This is a genomic window from Acinetobacter sp. MYb10 (genome assembly GCF_002980175.2).
GTDB classification, from domain to species: domain Bacteria; phylum Pseudomonadota; class Gammaproteobacteria; order Pseudomonadales; family Moraxellaceae; genus Acinetobacter; species Acinetobacter guillouiae.
In genome coordinates, this window is sequence record NZ_CP058272.1 from 2,348,952 (window position 1) to 2,366,823 (window position 17,872).

The 17,872-nt window shown below is 37.8% G+C and carries 16 protein-coding genes; 13 read left to right on the forward strand and 3 right to left on the reverse strand.

What is annotated here, in order from left to right:
* Nucleotides 1-31 precede the first annotated feature (31 nt).
* Nucleotides 32-643 (reverse strand): ATP-dependent Clp endopeptidase proteolytic subunit ClpP, encoded by a 612-nt coding sequence (gene clpP, locus CQZ96_RS10885; protein ID WP_004726532.1) that lies wholly within the window; start codon nucleotides 641-643, stop codon nucleotides 32-34.
* Between the two features lie 189 nt (nucleotides 644-832).
* Entirely contained in the window at nucleotides 833-2,164 is a 1,332-nt protein-coding gene (gene tig, locus CQZ96_RS10890; RefSeq protein ID WP_004726530.1) for a trigger factor, read from the reverse strand.
* A 431-nt stretch (nucleotides 2,165-2,595) separates the two neighbouring features.
* On the opposite strand from tig, the gene CQZ96_RS10895 reads away from it, so the two are divergent.
* From CQZ96_RS10895 to rdgB, 11 genes are all read left to right on the forward strand, one after another.
* Nucleotides 2,596-4,899, forward strand: coding sequence for a TonB-dependent receptor (locus CQZ96_RS10895; RefSeq protein WP_105713369.1), 2,304 nt, complete (start codon nucleotides 2,596-2,598; stop codon nucleotides 4,897-4,899).
* A gap of 444 nt (nucleotides 4,900-5,343) precedes the next feature.
* Nucleotides 5,344-7,599, forward strand: a complete 2,256-nt coding sequence (locus CQZ96_RS10900) for a catecholate siderophore receptor Fiu (protein ID WP_105713370.1) — start codon at nucleotides 5,344-5,346, stop codon at nucleotides 7,597-7,599.
* A gap of 109 nt (nucleotides 7,600-7,708) precedes the next feature.
* The gene (locus CQZ96_RS10905) at nucleotides 7,709-8,392 is read left to right on the forward strand and encodes a Fe2+-dependent dioxygenase (RefSeq protein ID WP_056514087.1); all 684 of its coding nucleotides are present in this window, start codon (nucleotides 7,709-7,711) and stop codon (nucleotides 8,390-8,392) included.
* Nucleotides 8,389-9,501, forward strand: coding sequence for an alpha-hydroxy acid oxidase (locus CQZ96_RS10910; protein ID WP_105713371.1), 1,113 nt, complete (start codon nucleotides 8,389-8,391; stop codon nucleotides 9,499-9,501). Before CQZ96_RS10905 ends, CQZ96_RS10910 begins: the two co-directional genes overlap by 4 nt.
* A 278-nt stretch (nucleotides 9,502-9,779) precedes the next feature.
* Nucleotides 9,780-11,477, forward strand: a complete 1,698-nt coding sequence (gene leuA / locus CQZ96_RS10915; RefSeq protein WP_004726520.1) for a 2-isopropylmalate synthase — start codon at nucleotides 9,780-9,782, stop codon at nucleotides 11,475-11,477.
* Between the two features lie 463 nt (nucleotides 11,478-11,940).
* The gene (metX, locus tag CQZ96_RS10920) at nucleotides 11,941-13,101 is read left to right on the forward strand and encodes a homoserine O-succinyltransferase MetX (RefSeq protein WP_004726519.1); all 1,161 of its coding nucleotides are present in this window, start codon (nucleotides 11,941-11,943) and stop codon (nucleotides 13,099-13,101) included.
* Nucleotides 13,101-13,694, forward strand: coding sequence for a methionine biosynthesis protein MetW (gene metW / locus CQZ96_RS10925; RefSeq protein ID WP_004726517.1), 594 nt, complete (start codon nucleotides 13,101-13,103; stop codon nucleotides 13,692-13,694). The genes metX and metW overlap by 1 nt, the downstream gene beginning before the upstream one ends.
* Nucleotides 13,691-14,287 carry a tetratricopeptide repeat protein gene (locus CQZ96_RS10930; protein WP_004726515.1) on the forward strand — a complete coding sequence of 199 codons (597 nt, stop codon included), beginning with the start codon at nucleotides 13,691-13,693 and terminating at the stop codon, nucleotides 14,285-14,287. The genes metW and CQZ96_RS10930 overlap by 4 nt, the downstream gene beginning before the upstream one ends.
* An 84-nt stretch (nucleotides 14,288-14,371) precedes the next feature.
* Nucleotides 14,372-14,749: a DUF4440 domain-containing protein gene (locus tag CQZ96_RS10935; RefSeq protein WP_105713372.1), complete on the forward strand. Its 378-nt coding sequence runs from the start codon at nucleotides 14,372-14,374 to the stop codon at nucleotides 14,747-14,749.
* 27 nt (nucleotides 14,750-14,776) lie between these two features.
* Nucleotides 14,777-15,274 carry a hypothetical protein gene (locus CQZ96_RS10940; RefSeq protein ID WP_105713373.1) on the forward strand — a complete coding sequence of 166 codons (498 nt, stop codon included), beginning with the start codon at nucleotides 14,777-14,779 and terminating at the stop codon, nucleotides 15,272-15,274.
* Between the two features lie 84 nt (nucleotides 15,275-15,358).
* Complete coding sequence (rdgB, locus tag CQZ96_RS10945; protein WP_105713374.1) at nucleotides 15,359-15,982, forward strand: RdgB/HAM1 family non-canonical purine NTP pyrophosphatase; 624 nt, start codon at nucleotides 15,359-15,361, stop codon at nucleotides 15,980-15,982.
* Between the two features lie 125 nt (nucleotides 15,983-16,107).
* Here the strand turns inward: rdgB and CQZ96_RS10950 are convergent, their stop codons facing one another.
* Nucleotides 16,108-16,983 (reverse strand): permease, encoded by an 876-nt coding sequence (locus CQZ96_RS10950; protein WP_105713375.1) that lies wholly within the window; start codon nucleotides 16,981-16,983, stop codon nucleotides 16,108-16,110.
* Between the two features lie 174 nt (nucleotides 16,984-17,157).
* Here CQZ96_RS10950 and tatA point away from each other — a divergent pair, with 174 nt between their 5' ends.
* Nucleotides 17,158-17,382: a Sec-independent protein translocase subunit TatA gene (tatA, locus tag CQZ96_RS10955; protein ID WP_004726505.1), complete on the forward strand. Its 225-nt coding sequence runs from the start codon at nucleotides 17,158-17,160 to the stop codon at nucleotides 17,380-17,382.
* A gap of 17 nt (nucleotides 17,383-17,399) precedes the next feature.
* Complete coding sequence (gene tatB / locus CQZ96_RS10960) at nucleotides 17,400-17,855, forward strand: Sec-independent protein translocase protein TatB (protein WP_105713376.1); 456 nt, start codon at nucleotides 17,400-17,402, stop codon at nucleotides 17,853-17,855.
* Nucleotides 17,856-17,872: the final 17 nt, after the last annotated feature.

Below are 17,872 nucleotides of genomic sequence, written 5' to 3' on the forward strand. Positions count from 1 at the left end.
CTCCAAATTCTTAAATCTTATCTATAAATGTTTAGTCTTGAGGTCGTTTACTTAATACCTGATCCACTAAACCATATTCTTTTGCTTGCTGTGCAGTCATAAAATTATCACGATCTGTATCTTTAGCGACAGTTTCGTAATCTTGACCACTATGTTCAGCCATTAAACGATTTAAACGTTCTTTGATGAATAAAATTTCACGTGCGTGAATTTCAATATCCGATGCTTGACCACGGAAACCACCCAATGGTTGGTGAATCATCACACGCGCATTTTCCAAGCAATAACGCTTACCTTTTGCACCAGCATTTAATAAGAAAGCCCCCATAGATGCAGCTTGACCCATACAATAGGTCACTACATCAGGCTTAATAAATTGCATCGTATCGTAAATTGCCATACCCGCAGTCACTGAACCACCAGGTGAATTGATATATAAATGGATATCTTTATCTGGATTTTCAGCTTCTAAAAACAGCATTTGCGCGACAATAAGATTCGCCATGTTGTCTTCAACTTCACCAGTTAAAAAAATCACACGTTCACGTAAAAGACGTGAAAAAATATCGAAAGAACGCTCACCACGTGAAGATTGTTCTACGACTACTGGCACCAAAGCGCTTTCAATTGATGGAACATACATACGTTATTTATTCCTGAATTCTTGTTACTTCACTCATGTTCACAATATGAGGGATAATTGCTGAAAATGCAAAATATTCCCAACTTAATATCAGATATTTTTTGCATAAGTATTGTGAATGGAATGATTAAATCCATGTTTAAGCTCATAAAAAAAGGCGCCAAAGCGCCTTTTTTTAGATCAAACAACTTAGCCTTGTTGGCGCGCTTGTTGCTCTTTTAACAAATCTTGGTAGCTAACAACTTCATCAGTTACTTTAGCAGCAGCTAAGATATGATCAACAACTTGATCTTCTAACACTACGCCTTCAATTTGAGCACGTTGTTGCTTATCAGTTTTGAAATATTCAATCACTTCAGTCGGATCTTCATAAGAAGAAGCCATATCTTCGATATAAGCATCAACACGTGATTGATCTACTTCAAGTTTAGCATCAGCCAATACTTTGCTTACCAATACACCAAGTTTAACTGCTTTTTCAGCTTGTTCTTTGAACAATTCATCAGGAAGCATGCTGCTGTCAAATGCTTTAGCACCTTGAGCACCAAACTGCTGAGTAAATTGTTGAATCATTTGTTGACGTTGACGGTCAATTTCTTGAGCCAACATAGATTCAGGAACTTCTACGTCATTTGCAGCAACAAGTGCATCAAAAGTTGCACCTTTCACTTGGTTACGTAGGCCATTTTTAACTTCACGTTCCATGTTTTTGCGAACGTCAGCTTTTAATTTCTCTACGCCTTCTTCTTCAGTTAAACCGAAGATTTTAAGGAATTCAGCATCAATTTCAGGAAGTTTTTGTTTTTCAACAAGTTTAACTGTGATTTTGAATTGAGCTGCTTTACCTGCTAAGTTTTCAGCTTGATAGTCTTCAGGGAAAGTTACATCAATCACTTTCTCTTCGCCTTTCTTCATACCAACGATACCGTCTTCGAAGCCAGGGATCATACGACCAGAACCTAAAACAAGTTTAAAGTCTTCAGCAGCACCGCCTTCAAACTTCTCACCATCAACAGTACCTTCAAAATCGAAAGTTACTTGCATGTCTTTTTTAGCCATGCCTTTAGTTTCAGTCCATTCAGCGCGTTGCTTTTGAAGGTTTTCAAGCATTGCATCAACGTCTTTATCTGTTACTTCAGATGATTTACGTGATACTTCAAGACCTTCAAATTTAGCTTCAACTTCAGGATAAACTTCAACTGTAGCTTGATAAACTAAAGCATCATCTTTGTTTTCAACTTTGTCGATGTTTGGCATACCAACAGCGTTGATTTTTTCTTGTTGAATTGCTTCAAATACTGTGTCACGAATGATGTCGTTTACAACTTCTTGGTAAATACCAGCGCCGTATTCACGACGTACAACGTTTACTGGCACTTTACCTTGACGGAAGCCGTTGATCTTCACAGTTTTGGCAGTGCGTTTCAAGCGAGCTTCAAACTGCTCGTTAATACGGCTCGTCGGTACAGATACATTTAAACGACGGGCAACGCCCGAAACCGCTTCAGAAGTTACTTGCATGGCTTCCTCGATAGAATTTAATAATTACAGTTTTTCAAAAAGTGCCACATTATATGACAACATTTGAATATATACAAAACACCTGTGTAAATCATTTTATTTCGGTCACGGATTTCCCCATTATGTCGCTTTTTTAAACCAATCCCCTTCTTTGTAGTCAAAAGCCAGAAATCCGCATATTTTGAGAAATTTACCAAATTCAAATGCTTTAGTGACAATAGAATAAATTTATTTACATTTTGAAATATCTACAAATAAAACTAAATAAATAAAATTCAAAAAGTTAAGTGAAAATTCAACATATTTTCAATTCATTTTCTCATCATAAACTTTTAAAACTATCGACAAATTCAATTTCAAACAGATGAAATAAACAATAAGAATCATTATTATTCGCATACAAATTTGCACTACTCTTAGTGAGTTTAAGTATGTCTTTTATCAAATCACGCAAAAAGATTGTTACTACAGCAATCGCTTCATCTCTTTCAGTTATTGCAACGTCAGCCATCGCTCAAGACGAAATTGCAAAGCTTCCAATAATTAAAGCACAAGCAACGACTGAACAAGGTTTAAAAGTAGATCAGTCTGCCAATACAAAATTTGTTGCGCCACTTTTGGATACACCTAAATCTGTATCTGTTATTTCAAAACAGCTGATTCAAGATACTCAAGTAACAACACTTGCAGATGCACTTCGTACAGTTCCAGGAATTACCCTTGGCGCTGGTGAAGGTGGTAACCCAAATGGCGACCGTCCATTTATTCGTGGTTATAACTCTGAAAGTTCGATGTATATTGATGGGGTTCGTAACTCAACTTCTCAAAACCGTGAAATGTTTGCTATCGAGCAAGTAGAAGTCACTAAAGGTTCTGCTTCAGCAATGGGTGGTGCTGGAACTTCTGGTGGTAGCATCAATATGATTTCTAAAGTCGCTAAAAAAGGAGACTTTTTAGAAGGTTCTGTTGCTGGTGGTACAGATGATTACCAACGTATTACCCTAGATGGTAATAAAGACTTTGGCAATGGGATTGCTGCTCGTGTCGCTGTGATGGGTCATCATAATGAAAAGGCTGGTCAAGACGATGGCACTGAATATAAACGTGCAGGTATTGCACCAAGTATTACTTTTGGCTTAGACACTGCGACTCGTGCAACGTTAAGTTACTACTATTTAAAGTCAGACGATACACCAGATTCGGGTGTTCCATATCAATATGATACAACTAAAAAAGCAACCGTAGGTAAGCCTGTAGATGTTAAGCAAGGTATTTATTATGGTTGGTTAGATCGTGATTTCCAAAAACAAGAAAATCAAAACGGTACATTAAAGTTAGAACATGACCTTACTGATAGCCTCACTTTAAGTAATACGGCCGTTTATAGTAAATCAAAAAATAATTATTTATGGACTCAACCTGATGACAGCCAAGGAAATATTGTCAATGGAAAGGTTTGGCGCCGTGTAAACACCAATCTTACCAGCACAGACAGTTTTACTGATCAATTGGCTTTAACAGGTAAATTGAATACGGGTGCTTTCAAACATAAATTTAATGTGGGTGCAGAATACTCTAAACAAGATTCTGATCGTGGAACAAATATTGTTACTGATCCAAATACATCAAAAATTGGTGGTAGTTCAAGTAATAACAATGCAAATAACGCATGTTCACTCACAAATTCGAATGGCTGGTGTACTGACTTAAATAATCCTAATTCTCATGATGCATGGTTAGGCAATGTAAAAGCCAATCCGAATGTCACCAATATTACCTCTAAAACACAATCAATCTATGCTTTAGACAATATTGAAATCACGCCTCAGTGGTTACTTGATCTTGGTATCCGTTGGGATAAATTCGAAACGGACATGAAATATAATCAAGATTCAGGTTCAGGTGCTACAGCAATTAAAGCTGGTACACATTATAACTCTGACAATGATTTCTTTAACTATCAATTGGGTGTGACATTTAAGCCAGCTGATAATGGTTCTATTTACTTAAGCTATGCGACTTCTGCGAATCCTGTTGGTGTAGATGCAGGTGATGGTTCTGAAGGAATCAGTGTTCCTGGTCGTAATACGTCGGATGAACAATCACGTGCAATTAATAACTTAAAGCCAGAAGAAGTTAAAACCTATGAAATTGGAACAAAATGGGATCTTTTGGGTAATAAGTTAAACTTAACTGCTGCTATTTTCCGTACTGAAAAAGAAAATACACGTGCTTTAGACACAGACGGTTTTACGCGCAATATCGGTGAAACTCGTGTTGATGGTATAGAATTAGGTGCTAATGGTAATATTACCAACAAATGGGCAATCAGTGCTGGCTATACCTATCTAGATAGTGAAATCGTAGATGCTGGTTTTACAAAAAACAGTGATGGAAGTTACTCTCCTAGCTCAACAAATGGTAATCAAGTTCAAAACGTTGCTAAAAACTCCGCAACACTTTGGACGACTTACCAAGTGCTTCCTCAGTTGAATTTAGGTGTTGGTGCAATTGCCATGGACAAAGTTTATGGTGATGCTGCCAATACTAAGTATGTATCTGGCTATGTACGTTATGATGCAATGGCTCGTTACAACGTCAACAAAAATGTTGATTTACAGCTTAATGTAAACAACCTTTCAGACAAGCGTTATTTTACTAAAGCCTATGCATCTCACTATGCAACAGAAGCTGAAGGTCGTAATGCTGTCTTATCAATTAACTTTAAATATTAATAATTAATACTTTAAAAATTAAAGTGAAATGGCTCCTATTCATAGGGGCCATTTTTTACTGATAATTTAGTTCGTTGAATCTTTGATTGAAGAAAATCTCACCGTTATTAACTCTCACTTAAAAATATAGAAAATAACTCTATAATTTCCAATAGTTATTTTTTACCATTCATTAAAAACACTTTAAATTTCAGCAATATGATCAAAATCAATCAATCATATCCCCTATAGTTTTCTTTAATTATCTTTAATAAATTAAACAGTTTTTCCGTATGAATAATCACTTACAGTCATTGTTAATGAAAATAATTATCATTAGAATTCGCATCTAAAGAATTCTGTTACATGATTTAACATTTCCTCCATATTTACTGTACGTTCCTCACACTCATAAATGAATGTGCAGTTATGGAAATTCTAAAGTTACTCTTAGGGATACCTACAATGGCCAATATCAAAAGCCGTAAACATAACAAAGCGAAATCACTTGTTGCTTTAGCTGCTACCCTTCCTTTTATTGCACATGCTGCAACGACTGAGAGTGAACCAGTAAAACTTCCATTGATTACTGTAAAATCTGAAGTGGAAAATACGACATATAAGGCAGATCAGATTAGCTCTCCAAAATATACTCAACCATTACTTGATACACCTCAAACAATTTCCGTAATAAAAAAGGAATTATTACAAGAACAAGGGGCAACATCTTTAGTTGAGGCTTTGCGTAATACACCAGGAATCACATTACAACTTGGTGAAAATGGTAATACCAGTGCTGGTGATGCCTTTCAAATGCGAGGTTTTTCAACCCAAACATCAACTTATGTAGATGGTATTCGTGATCTAGGCGCTATAAGCCGTGATGTATTTAACTTAGAGCAAATTGAAGTCGTCAAAGGACCTTCTGGCTCAGAAGCAGGACGTGGAGCTGCGGCAGGCTATATTAACCTTGTAAGTAAATTACCTTATCTACAAAATAGTCGTTCTATTTCAGCAACCTATAACACTGCTGAACATGCTCGTCTGTCTGCTGATATTAATCAAGCGCTCAATAACAACACTGCTGTTCGCTTAAATGTTATGGGACAAAATGGTGGTATCGAGGGCCGTGACTATATTGAAAACAACAGCTATGCCGTTGCTCCTGCAATTGCTTTCGGTTTAGATACAGATACTCGTTTCTATTTATATTCACAACATGTTCGTCAGCGTAATATTCCAGATGGAGGTATTCCTACCATTGGTCTAAAAGGCTTTTGGAATACAGATTCAGATTTAGCCAAAGCACCTAAAGTTGATCGCGAAAACTATTACGGTCATATCGATGACCATGAAGATGTCGATGCAGATATAGTAACTGCAAAAGTTGAGACAGACCTTACTGAGAATTTAAAATTTACAAATATCTCTCGTTTTGGCAAAACCGAAATGGATCGTGTATTAACAGGGATCAATACACTAAGCAGAAATAATTCCACGGATCCATCGCAATGGACCATAACCCGCTCTCGCCAAGGTGTAGACCAAGAGAATAAAATTATTGCAAACCAAAGTACAATTAATTGGGGAGTTAAAACAGGCACTATCGAACATGATGTTGTTTTAGGTCTAGAATTATTAAAAGAACAACAATACACAAAAAGCTTATCAACGCAGACACCAGGTACTAAAGCACCAACCACACCAAATGCAAATTTATATCACCCCGATCGATATCAAGTTTTACCAAACTTAGTTGATACAGGTGGCTATTCAAATGGTACGACTGATACAGCAGCTTTATATGCATTCGATACATTGAAATTTGGAGAACGTTTCCAACTCAGTGGTGGTATCCGTGTTGATTATTATGAAACTGATTTCAAAGGTTTATCAGTTGCTACAAATGCAACAACTTTAGCTATCACCAAAACACCAACAAATTTAACAGCAAACGATACTTTGGTCAGCTGGAAACTAGGTGGCTTATTTAAGCCTACAAGCAAAAGTAGTGTTTATGCCGCTTATGCAAAATCGTTAACGCCTCCAGGAAGTGCTAACTTTAGTCTTTCTGCAGAAGGGATTAACAGTGCTGCGGCTAAACCACAAGAAACTAATAATTATGAAATAGGCACAAAGTGGGATTTGCTTAATGACCAATTGGCTGTAACAGCTGCTGCTTATTATACTGAAAATGAAAACCAATTTACTCAAGATGTGATTACTAAAGAATCCATTCAAGAAGGCAAAACGATAGTCAAAGGTATAGAACTCGGTGCAGTTGGTAAAATTACAGATGCATGGAATATTTCTGCTGGTGTTGCTCACATGAAAACTGAGCAAGAAAATCAACTCAGTATTAATGCAACAACTGGTGCAATTACCAAAACGAATAATGTCCGCTGGTCGCCAGAATGGACTGCAAGCTTATGGTCAACTTATGATATTAAAGGCTTTAAAGTTGGTGTTGGTGCACGTTATGTAGATGATCAAAAACGTGTCATCACTGACAGTACTTCACTTGCTGCAATGCCTTCTATTCCAAGCTATGTAGTATTCGATGCTTTAGTCGGTTATACATTCAATAAAAATACATCTGTAAATTTAAATGTCTACAACCTTGCAGATAAAGACTATATCAGTACATTAAATAATGGTGGTGGACGTGTGGTGCTTGGACAACTTCGTTCAGCAGCATTAACGCTGAACTATAAATTCTAAAATTCAATTAAATTTACATTTAGTTGAATGTCAAAAAGTAGTACATTCTCTGTGAATATACTACTTTTTTATTTGCACAAAATATTGTTTCAAGGAGTGATTAAATTCAATGATGCTACATATCCCCGAAGTCTTAAGCAAACAACAAGTTTCTGAGTTTAGAAAATTATTGGAAGATGAAAAACTTTGGGTGAATGGTAGAAACAGTGCAGGCGCTCAGGCACAACAAATTAAAAATAATTTACAAGTTGATGTGCAACATGAAGTCTATCAAATGATTTCCACACAGATTTTAAAAATCCTAAAACAAAACCTTTTAGTTCAATCTGCAGGATTACCAAAACATATTTTACAGCCTATGCTAAATTGCTATCAGGATTCAGGAAACTACGGCAACCATGTTGATAATGCAGTGCAATATTCGTCACTGACAGGACAAATGATCCGTACAGATGTTTCGATGACAATATTCTTATCCGAACCAGATGAATATGAAGGTGGTGAACTGATTGTTGAAGACAACTACGGTAGTCATGAAGTGAAACTTGATGCAGGCGATGCAATTCTCTATCCAGCTACGAGCCTACACCGTGTCGAACCAGTAACGTCTGGACAACGAATTGCCGCTTTTACATGGATGCAAAGCATGGTTAAAGATGATTGGCAACGTAGTATGTTATTTAATTTAGATATCACCATTATCAAACTACGTCAGCAATTGGGTGATAATGAAGAAGTGGTTAGTTTAACCAGTCATTATCATAACTTACTTCGTCAATGGGGCAATTTATGATTTCGACAACAGCAAATACTCCTATTACTCCACTCACTCAAATTCCAGCATATTTACAGACAATTGCGGATTACGAGAAACAAGCAGAACAGCATCTGCCTGAAAACACTTGGCACTACTTGCAAGGTGGGGCGATGGATGAGCAAAGTGTTCAAGAAAACTTACAACAATTTAAAAATATTCAACTGATTCCAAGACTGCTCAATGACTTAACTCAAGGCTCGACAGAGTGTGAAATTTTAGGGCAAAAATTTCCTCATCCAATTTTTCTTGCACCGATTGGACATCAACAATTGTTCCACCCAGAGGGCGAAGCTGCGGCTGCACTGGCAGCCGAAGTTTTAGGAAGTAATATCGTACTGAGTACTTTCACCAATACCGATATGCGAAGTTTAAAACAAGAAAACCCGCTAAAATGGTTCCAACTGTATTGGCAAGGTGATCGTGAAAAATCATTGGCCTTAGTTCGACTCGCAGAACAACAAAATTTTAAAGCGCTTGTGATTACAGTAGATTCACCGCATACAGGGATTCGTGATCGTGAACGTCGGGTGAATTTTCAATTGCCAGAAGGCATGCAACACCCCCATACACCTACCCACATTCCCCTGCCCGAAATTTCTGAGCATCAACATCCTGTATTCAACGGTTTAATGCAAATTGCACCCAAATGGGCAGATATCGAATTTATAATTGCCCATAGCCATTTGCCTGTAATTTTAAAGGGTGTGCTACATCCACTCGATGCAAAAAAAGCAGTCGAAATCGGCGTAAAAGGCTTAATCGTTTCTAATCATGGTGGGCGAGTACTCAATAGCAGTATTTCCCCACTGACCGCCTTAGCAAAAATTAAGGCCGTTGTTCCTCATGATTTTCCTTTACTTTTGGATGGTGGAATCCGTCGTGGTACAGATATATTTAAAGCATTGGCTTTAGGCGCATCTGCAGTGCTGATTGGCCGTCCTGCGATCTACGGGCTCACTGTTGCTGGTGCTTTAGGTGTGGCCCATGTGATTAAAATTTTAAAGGAAGAATTTGAAATTACCATGGTATTAATGGGAACTGCTACCGTAAAAGAAATCAATCAAGAATATATTTTTCAAGATTAAGTCATTCAAAGGAAATTTTTCTCTCAACTGATATTTTTTATGCAAATTAAGGAAATTATTTCCAAGATAATTGTTTTAGAATTAATCTCAAGTTAAACCATTTGTAAGTTATCAGTGTTTAGATTTATCTCGTGTTACCCACGTATAAATTTATGAAAATTTACTGTGTTTTCATCTTAAAAACACTTGTAAATTGAACAGATAGACACAATCTATATTTGTAGTAAGTTGCCTTTACCCAAGAGACGAGCAACAACAACTACACAAGGAGTTACCTCATGATGTTGGCTGATCCAAGTAAAAAATATCGTCGCATGTACCAACGTGTAGACTTGCCTGACCGTCAATGGCCAAATAACGAAATCAATAAAGCGCCAATTTGGATGAGTACCGACCTTCGTGATGGTAACCAAGCGATTTTCGAGCCAATGAACATCGAACAAAAATTCAAAATGTTCGAAATGTTGGTCAAAATTGGCTTTAAGCATATTGAAATTGGCTTTCCTTCAGCATCACAAGTTGATTTTGATTTCACCCGTAAGTTGATTGAAGAAGGTCATATTCCAGATGACGTTTATATCGAAGTCTTGGTGCAAGCGCGTGATCATTTAATTGCACGTACTTTTGAGGCTTTACAAGGTGCAAAACGTGCCATTGTGCATATCTATAACTCAAATTCACCCACTTTCCGTAAAAAAGTATTGAATGTTGATGCCAATGGTGCAAAACAATTGGCAATGAATGCGGCAAGCAAAGTAAAAGAATATGCAGCCAAACAGCCTGAAACTGAATTTATTTTTCAATACAGTCCAGAATGTTTTACAGCAACAGAATTAGAAGTTGCTAAAGATGTTTGCGATGCAGTAACTGAAATTTGGGAAGCATCGCCTGACAATAAAGTTATTTTAAATTTACCTGCAACTGTTGAGGTATCTGGCCCGCATGTCTATGCTGACCAAATCGAATGGATGCATCGTAATTTGCAACGTCGTGATGGTGTGATTATTTCAGTACATTGTCACAATGACCGTGGTTGTGGTATTGCAGCATCTGAGTTAGCGATCATGGCTGGTGCTGATCGTGTTGAAGGTTGCGTATTTGGGAATGGTGAACGTACTGGTAACGTTGACGTTGCTGCAATTGCATTAAACATGTACACACAAGGTGTGGCATGTGAGTTAGATTTCTCAAACATTAATGAGATTATTGCCACAATAGAAGAATGTACTGGCTTGCCTGTACACCCACGTCACCCATATGCTGGTGATTTGGTCTTTACTGCTTTCTCTGGTTCTCACCAAGATGCAATTAAAAAAGGCTTTGAGTTCCAAAAAGACGAAGAAATTTGGGATATGCCTTACTTACCAATCGACCCTAAAGATTTAGGTCGTGATTATGATGCTGTGATCCGTGTCAACTCACAGTCAGGTAAAGGCGGTATTGCGTACTTATTAGAGTCTAACTATAACGTGGTTTTACCTCGTCGCTTACAGATTGAATTCTCACAAATTGTTCAGCAAGTTGCAGATGAAGAAGGTGTTGAAGTTTCAGCTCAACAAATTTGGACCTTGTTTAAAGACACCTATGTTGCTGCAAAAGATGCACACTATTCAGCGAAAAATTATAGATTGTCAGATGAAAATGGTAGCCAAGTGATTGAGCTTGATGTGGTCATCAATGGTGAAACTCAGCGCTTACGTGGTGAAGGGAATGGTCCAATTTCTGCGATTTTAAATGCACTTCAATTACCAATTGATGTCTTAAACTACGAAGAACGCAGTATCAGTTCTGGTGCACATGCAAAAGCATTGGCATTGATCGAACTTCAAGTCCAAGGTACAGGTAAATCTGCATTCGGTGCTGGTGTGCATGACAATATTGTTACCTCTTCAATTGAAGCAATTATAGCGGCAACCAATCGTTTGATTGACCAAGGTGTTTTAAGTACTGAACAAGTCATCGCTGCTGCTGTATAAGCGATATCAGTTAAAAGACTTTAGAAAGGATGCCCCCTAGTGGTATCCTTTCTTTTATTTATTGATGTTATCAAGCAATCTCTTCGAACAGCTTTATATCTTTTAAAAATAATTTAAAGATAAAAAGATACATGGAAATTTCATCCATGATTGTTTGAGATCAGACTGGTGTTGGCGAGTAGTGAACACGTTTGGCGATGAGAAGCAAAGTTTGACAAGATCGCTCTCTGATAAAGCTTAGCTTTTCATTTTTTCGAAAGAAGAATACGTTGAGCCTCAGCAAAGTCAAAACATTCATTGTGACTCTACTCGACATCATCACTCATCCTGAAGTGAACTTTAATGATAAAAGCTATTGTGAAAACCATGGAATATCATTAATTTATTAGCCATACAGATGACTTAGATATCTCTAATATCCGTAATTTATCGACCTTCTAAAATTTTAAGGTGAACATTTCCAGTGTCTTTTCCAGCTGATTCAGTGGGGCTCGTTACTCCACAAAAGTTTGAATTTGAAGAACCGTTAGAGCTTGAGTGTGGTCGAGTATTGCCACGCTATGAAATCATGGTGGAAACCTATGGTGAGCTCAATGCAGATAAATCAAATGGAATTTTGATTTGCCATGCACTTTCAGGACATCATCATGCGGCTGGCTATCACCATGAAGACGATAAAAAAACCGGCTGGTGGGATGCATGTATTGGGCCAGGTAAAGCCATTGATACCTCGAAGTTTTTTGTGGTCGCACTCAACAATATCGGGGGGTGTAGTGGCTCAACAGGACCCACTTCACCTAACCCTGAAAATGAAAATCGCCCATACGGTCCCGACTTTCCATTAGTGACTGTACGTGATTGGGTTAAAACTCAAGCCCTCCTCTCTGACCGCTTAGGGATAGATGTTTGGTATTCAATCATTGGTGGTTCTTTAGGTGGCATGCAGGCTTTACAATGGTCTGTGGACTATCCTGACCGTTTACAAAAATGTGTCATCATTGCCAGCGCACCAAAGCTTTCCGCACAAAATATTGCATTTAACGAAGTGGCACGTCAGTCCATTTTGTCTGATCCAGATTTTCACAATGGCCGCTATTTAGAACTCGATAGTTATCCAAAACGTGGCTTAATTTTGGCACGTATGGTGGGTCATATTACCTACCTTTCTGAAGAAGCCATGAAACAAAAATTTGGCCGTGATTTAAAATCAGGCAAGTTTATGTATGGTTTCGATGTTGAGTTCCAAGTTGAAAGCTATCTGCGTTATCAAGGTGAACAATTCAGTCGTAACTTTGATGCCAATACTTATCTGATCATGACCAAAGCTTTGGATTATTTCGATCCATCACGTGAATATGAACAGTCACTGACTAAAGCATTATCTAATACCAAATGCCGCTTTCTAGTGGTGTCATTTACAACAGACTGGCGTTTTAGCCCAGAACGTTCGCAAGAGATTGTCAACGCCTTGATTACCAATCAAAAACCTGTGAGTTATTTGGATATTGATGCTGAGCAGGGCCATGACTCATTCCTATTCCCTATCCCCTTGTACGTCAAATCCTTACGTGCATTTTTAGGTGGTATTGAACACCTTAATTCAACACCTAAGGAGGCTTTGTAATGCGTATTGACCAACAGCTTGCAGAAAAATGGATCAATGCTGGTGCAAGTGTGCTCGATTTAGGTTGTGGTGATGGCGAATTATTGTCACAAATGAGCAAAAAACAGCAAATTCATGCTTACGGGCTAGAAATCGATCAAGAAAAGATTGCAATTGCCGTCAGCAAAGGGTTAAATATTATACAACAAGACTTAAACCTCGGTTTGGGACGCTTTGCCGACCAGTCTTTTGACTATGTGGTTATGGCACAAGCTTTGCAAGCTGTAGATGCACCTGATGTGCTTCTGCGCGATATGGTGCGTGTGGGGAAACAAGCAATTATTACGTTTCCTAACTTTGCGTATTGGAAAACACGGTCTTTCCTTGCACTGAAAGGCAAGATGCCTGTTTCTGATGCCTTACCGTATATGTGGTACAATACACCTAATATCCACTTATGCACCTTTCGTGATTTTGAAGCATTATGTGCTGAAAATCAGATTCAAATTATTGATCGACTCGCTGTAAATGGGAACCAACAAGGTAGCTTTTTAAGTAAAGCCATACCGAATTTGTTCGGCGAAGTCGCTATTTATCGAGTGAGCGCTCTATGAAGAAATTATTATTAGGCAGTACGTTATTTTTTGGGCTAGTGAGTATTCAAGCCCATGCGGACTATGTACCGCAGCAACAACAATCTGTATCAGCAATGGCAGCACAATATGCACATATGAATGTGACAGATTTGCAAAAAGCAGCGAAAGCTGGCCAACCTGCTGCACAATTTTATTTAGCAACACATTTCCAGGCTGGTACTGGCGGTGTATCTAAAGACCTTAAACAAGCATTTACATGGTTTAAAGCTGCGGCTGACCAAGGTATTTCTGCGGCTCAGTTGAATGTTGGTCGTATGTATGCTGATGGTTTAGGCGTTTCTAAAAGCGAAACATCTGCGCGTCAATACTTTGAAAAAGCAGCGAGCCACGGCGATAACCGTGCAAGCTTTAATCTTGCGGTGATGGAAGAGCAAAAGAAAAACTACATGGGCGCTTATCAGTGGTATGAGCTTTCTACACGTGATGGTATGTTAGACAATAAAGTGATTAACATGTCGCAAACCAAAAAAACTGCTTTGGCTGCTAACTTAACTCAAGACCAAATTCGTACTGCGACACAACGTGCAGATCAATGGATTCAAGCTCAATAATTTGATTTTCATCGATCATAAAAGCACCTTCGGGTGCTTTTTTTACTGCTATCCATTTAAGTATTTCAACTGGGATTGTTGACAATGCAAGACCTATTCAAACAATTAATTCAATATGAATGCGGGTTGCATCATCGTGATCGTCAAAACTTTCAAATACTTGATCAACGGTTACATCCAGATTTTAAAGAAATTACCAAATCAGGGTGGGTTGTGCATAAAGCCCAAATGATTGAAGCACTTTTAAACGATACAGATACCGACATCATTCAAGCACAGGATTTTCAAGTTCAGTCGTTATCTGATCATAGCGTTTTACTGACCTATCAAAGCCATCAAATCAATGTGGCAACTCAAGCTCAATACAATGTGGCTTTACGCAGTTCAATTTGGGTTATGAATGATCACGGTATATGGCAAATGATTTTCCATCAAGGCACCACTTGTGCATTTGAGAAGTAAATCGAGTTCTTCTATGTATGGAAAAATATGCAAAAGAAAAAATATTATGCTTCACGCAAACAAATGATTCCTTTGGCGATTTTTGCTGGAATTTTGGCCTGCCCCTTTTGGGCTGCGACCGTGCTTTTAATCTTGGAAATGTCTGAATGGAAGAATGGCTTAAAAAGTCTCTTTTCGCTATTTCTTGTTACGCCATTGGGTCTCATTGCTTATTTTTTCAGTAATAAAGCTATTCAGATGTTTAGCAATCAACGTCCTATTTTAACCCTCTCCCAAGACATGATTAGAAGCATTGATTTTAAAGGTAGAGTGATAATTAAAAAACACATTAAAATACCAGAGATCTATGAAGTTGAGCTCAAAAAAACCTTACTTGATCGACAATACTATTTACTTTTTATCATGAAAGATAACAGCAAACAGAAACTCAATGTTGGACTAGGTTTTATGAAAAATGAGGATGTTCTCGATTTAAAACAACAGTTAGACAAACGCATTAGCGCAAAAGCAAAACATATCCAGTAAAGCGTAAAGGACGAGAGAATTTAGCCGCATTTTATGACACAGATTAAGTTAAAATAACTCAATTTTAAATTTTGAGTCTGCATCATGTCATCAAAAGATTGGTTATCACAAGGAACACTGGTACTCGCAAGCAATAACAAAGGCAAAATTGCTGAATTTGAAAAATTGTTTGCTGAATTGACTTTACCCGTTGAAGTGATTCCTCAAGGTCAACTGAATATCGAAGACGCGATTGAAGATGGCTTAAGCTTTATTGAAAATGCAATTATCAAAGCACGTCATGCGAGCCGTATTTCAGGTAAACCTGCGATTGCAGATGATTCTGGGATTTGCGTTCCCGTATTAGATGGAGCACCTGGAATTTACTCTGCACGTTATGCAGGTGAGCATGGCGATGATGCAGCCAATAATGCAAAATTGCTGGAAAACCTTAAGCCTTTACGCCAAGACGATCAAGCGATTGAAGCAATGTTCGTATGTGTATTGGCATTGGTTGAACATGCAGATGACCCTTTACCACAAATCTTCCAAGGGATCTGGCAAGGTGAAGTACTAGAGCAAGCTCGAGGTGAAAATGGCTTCGGTTATGACCCACTGTTCTGGTTACCTGAGCTAAATATTTCAAGCGCAGAAATGAGTAAAGCAGAAAAGAACAAAATTAGCCATCGTGGCCAGGCGATGCAATTGTTTAAAGCAAGCTTGAAATAAGCAGTTAAAACCAGCCGTTTAAAATCATACGATTTTGTTAGATTCCTCCTCGCCTTTGAGCAAAGGAGGAATATGATGGATATCGCTAAAGCTTATCTAAAACGAAGCAAAATAAACCGATAAAACTATAAAAAATGAATCAACACACCATATAGGACGCATACCACACAACTGACTATCGTTCCCGAAGCAATATATTTTGCTGAAACCCCAGTGCCTTGATAGTGGGTTTCCAATGCGACAATATTGGCAGCTGGCGGTAAACAAAACAGTAAAAACATCACCCCAATATATTGATGGATCTGTGGAACAGGTAAAAAGAAATAAGCCAGACTGCACAATACAACACCACAAACTAACTTTAATATTGCAAGCTTAGTACTGGACAGTAAATCCTCGATATGCACTTTGGTTTTTCTTAACCACATCCCCAATACACACATACCGGTAAAACTCATACTCCATTTAGCCAGAGTATAAATCCAATTAATCCAATCATTTGTCTGAAACTGTTGCACATCAAAACAACGTAAAAGCCCTGCAATGATCAAGGCAATCACAGGTGGCGATTGCAGTACTTTTTTGATAAGCAATTGTTTGGATTGCGGGGCTGAACTTACCGAAGTCACAGCCCAAGAGTTTCCAAAAATTGAAACCCCGATATAGAGCGGTATCATCAGCATACTATTGTCTGGACCAAATATAGCCAAGGCAATCGGAAAGCCGAGCCATGCCATATTGGTATAGCTAAAACACAATGAAGCTAAACGATCTTTAGACAGCGTGAGATAAATAAAGAAAAGCGTAAAGCACGAGAAAAAAGCAAATAAGATTAAAGCAATACTGCCCGATTTATAAAATACCATATTGTAAATAATCACAATCGGGATAAATAAGCGAGCCAGCAGCAAAGACATGAATGATTTTAAGTTTACTGAAAATTTGCTATTTGCCAGTATCAGCCCACAGATAAATGATAAAACTGGAAATAACAAAGCCACAATACAACACCTTATTCTCAAATCATGAACATACTAGCATTTTCCAAATATAGATGACGTTTAACATATCAAAATAATTTATAAATATTGTCTGTCTTTAAATTGAAATATTAGTGTCACTTTTTTGTCATGGATAACTGTTGTTATAGCTGTTAATAAATAGGAGTTAAAACTATGGCTGGATTATCGATTTGGCATGTACTTATTTTTGCAATCGTTGTGATTCTACTATTTGGTACATCAAAGCTAAAAAACTTAGGTAAAGATGTTGGTGGTGCCGTAAAAGATTTTAAGAAATCAATTAAAGAAGAAGAGGCAACAACTGCTTCACTGACTGAAACGCGTACACTAGAACATCAAACTAGCAATACTGATGTGAACTCTACAGTAAAACACTAATCGGTGAGGCGTAGATCATGTTAGATGTTGGATTTTCAGAACTGTTAGTGTTTGGGATCATTGCGCTCTTGGTATTGGGACCAGATAAACTTCCTGAAGCTGCGCGTTTTGCTGCCAAATGGTATAGCAAATTTAAACGTGCAATTAGTAGTGTCCAAAATGACATCGACCGTGAATTACGTCTTTCTGAATTTAGAGAACAAATGCAACAAGAGATGCAAAAAATTCAAGAACTTGAACAAAAAATGCAGGCTCAAATGCAAGAGTTACAACAACAAAAAATTGCTGTAGAACAAGAAAGTCATCTCGCAATAACAGACAATAAAAAAACTCACACCACTTATCATAAACTCGATATTACGGTTCCCGCTATTTATATGTCAAAGACTTGGTTAGATAAACAAAACTGTACTGTAACTCGACCACAAATTGTTCTTGTTAAAGAAGTACCGCAATTGAAGGTGGCTGTATGAGCGACTCATTAGCACCA

Coding starts and splice junctions, on each gene's coding strand:
- clpP (WP_004726532.1), bottom strand. CDS start 643: ATGTATGTTCCATCAATTGAAAGCGCTTTGGTGCCAGTAGTCGTAGAA.
- tig (WP_004726530.1), bottom strand. CDS start 2,164: ATGCAAGTAACTTCTGAAGCGGTTTCGGGCGTTGCCCGTCGTTTAAAT.
- CQZ96_RS10895 (WP_105713369.1), top strand. CDS start 2,596: ATGTCTTTTATCAAATCACGCAAAAAGATTGTTACTACAGCAATCGCT.
- CQZ96_RS10900 (WP_105713370.1), top strand. CDS start 5,344: ATGGCCAATATCAAAAGCCGTAAACATAACAAAGCGAAATCACTTGTT.
- CQZ96_RS10905 (WP_056514087.1), top strand. CDS start 7,709: ATGATGCTACATATCCCCGAAGTCTTAAGCAAACAACAAGTTTCTGAG.
- CQZ96_RS10910 (WP_105713371.1), top strand. CDS start 8,389: ATGATTTCGACAACAGCAAATACTCCTATTACTCCACTCACTCAAATT.
- leuA (WP_004726520.1), top strand. CDS start 9,780: ATGATGTTGGCTGATCCAAGTAAAAAATATCGTCGCATGTACCAACGT.
- metW (WP_004726517.1), top strand. CDS start 13,101: ATGCGTATTGACCAACAGCTTGCAGAAAAATGGATCAATGCTGGTGCA.
- CQZ96_RS10930 (WP_004726515.1), top strand. CDS start 13,691: ATGAAGAAATTATTATTAGGCAGTACGTTATTTTTTGGGCTAGTGAGT.
- CQZ96_RS10935 (WP_105713372.1), top strand. CDS start 14,372: ATGCAAGACCTATTCAAACAATTAATTCAATATGAATGCGGGTTGCAT.
- CQZ96_RS10940 (WP_105713373.1), top strand. CDS start 14,777: ATGCAAAAGAAAAAATATTATGCTTCACGCAAACAAATGATTCCTTTG.
- rdgB (WP_105713374.1), top strand. CDS start 15,359: ATGTCATCAAAAGATTGGTTATCACAAGGAACACTGGTACTCGCAAGC.
- tatA (WP_004726505.1), top strand. CDS start 17,158: ATGGCTGGATTATCGATTTGGCATGTACTTATTTTTGCAATCGTTGTG.
- tatB (WP_105713376.1), top strand. CDS start 17,400: ATGTTAGATGTTGGATTTTCAGAACTGTTAGTGTTTGGGATCATTGCG.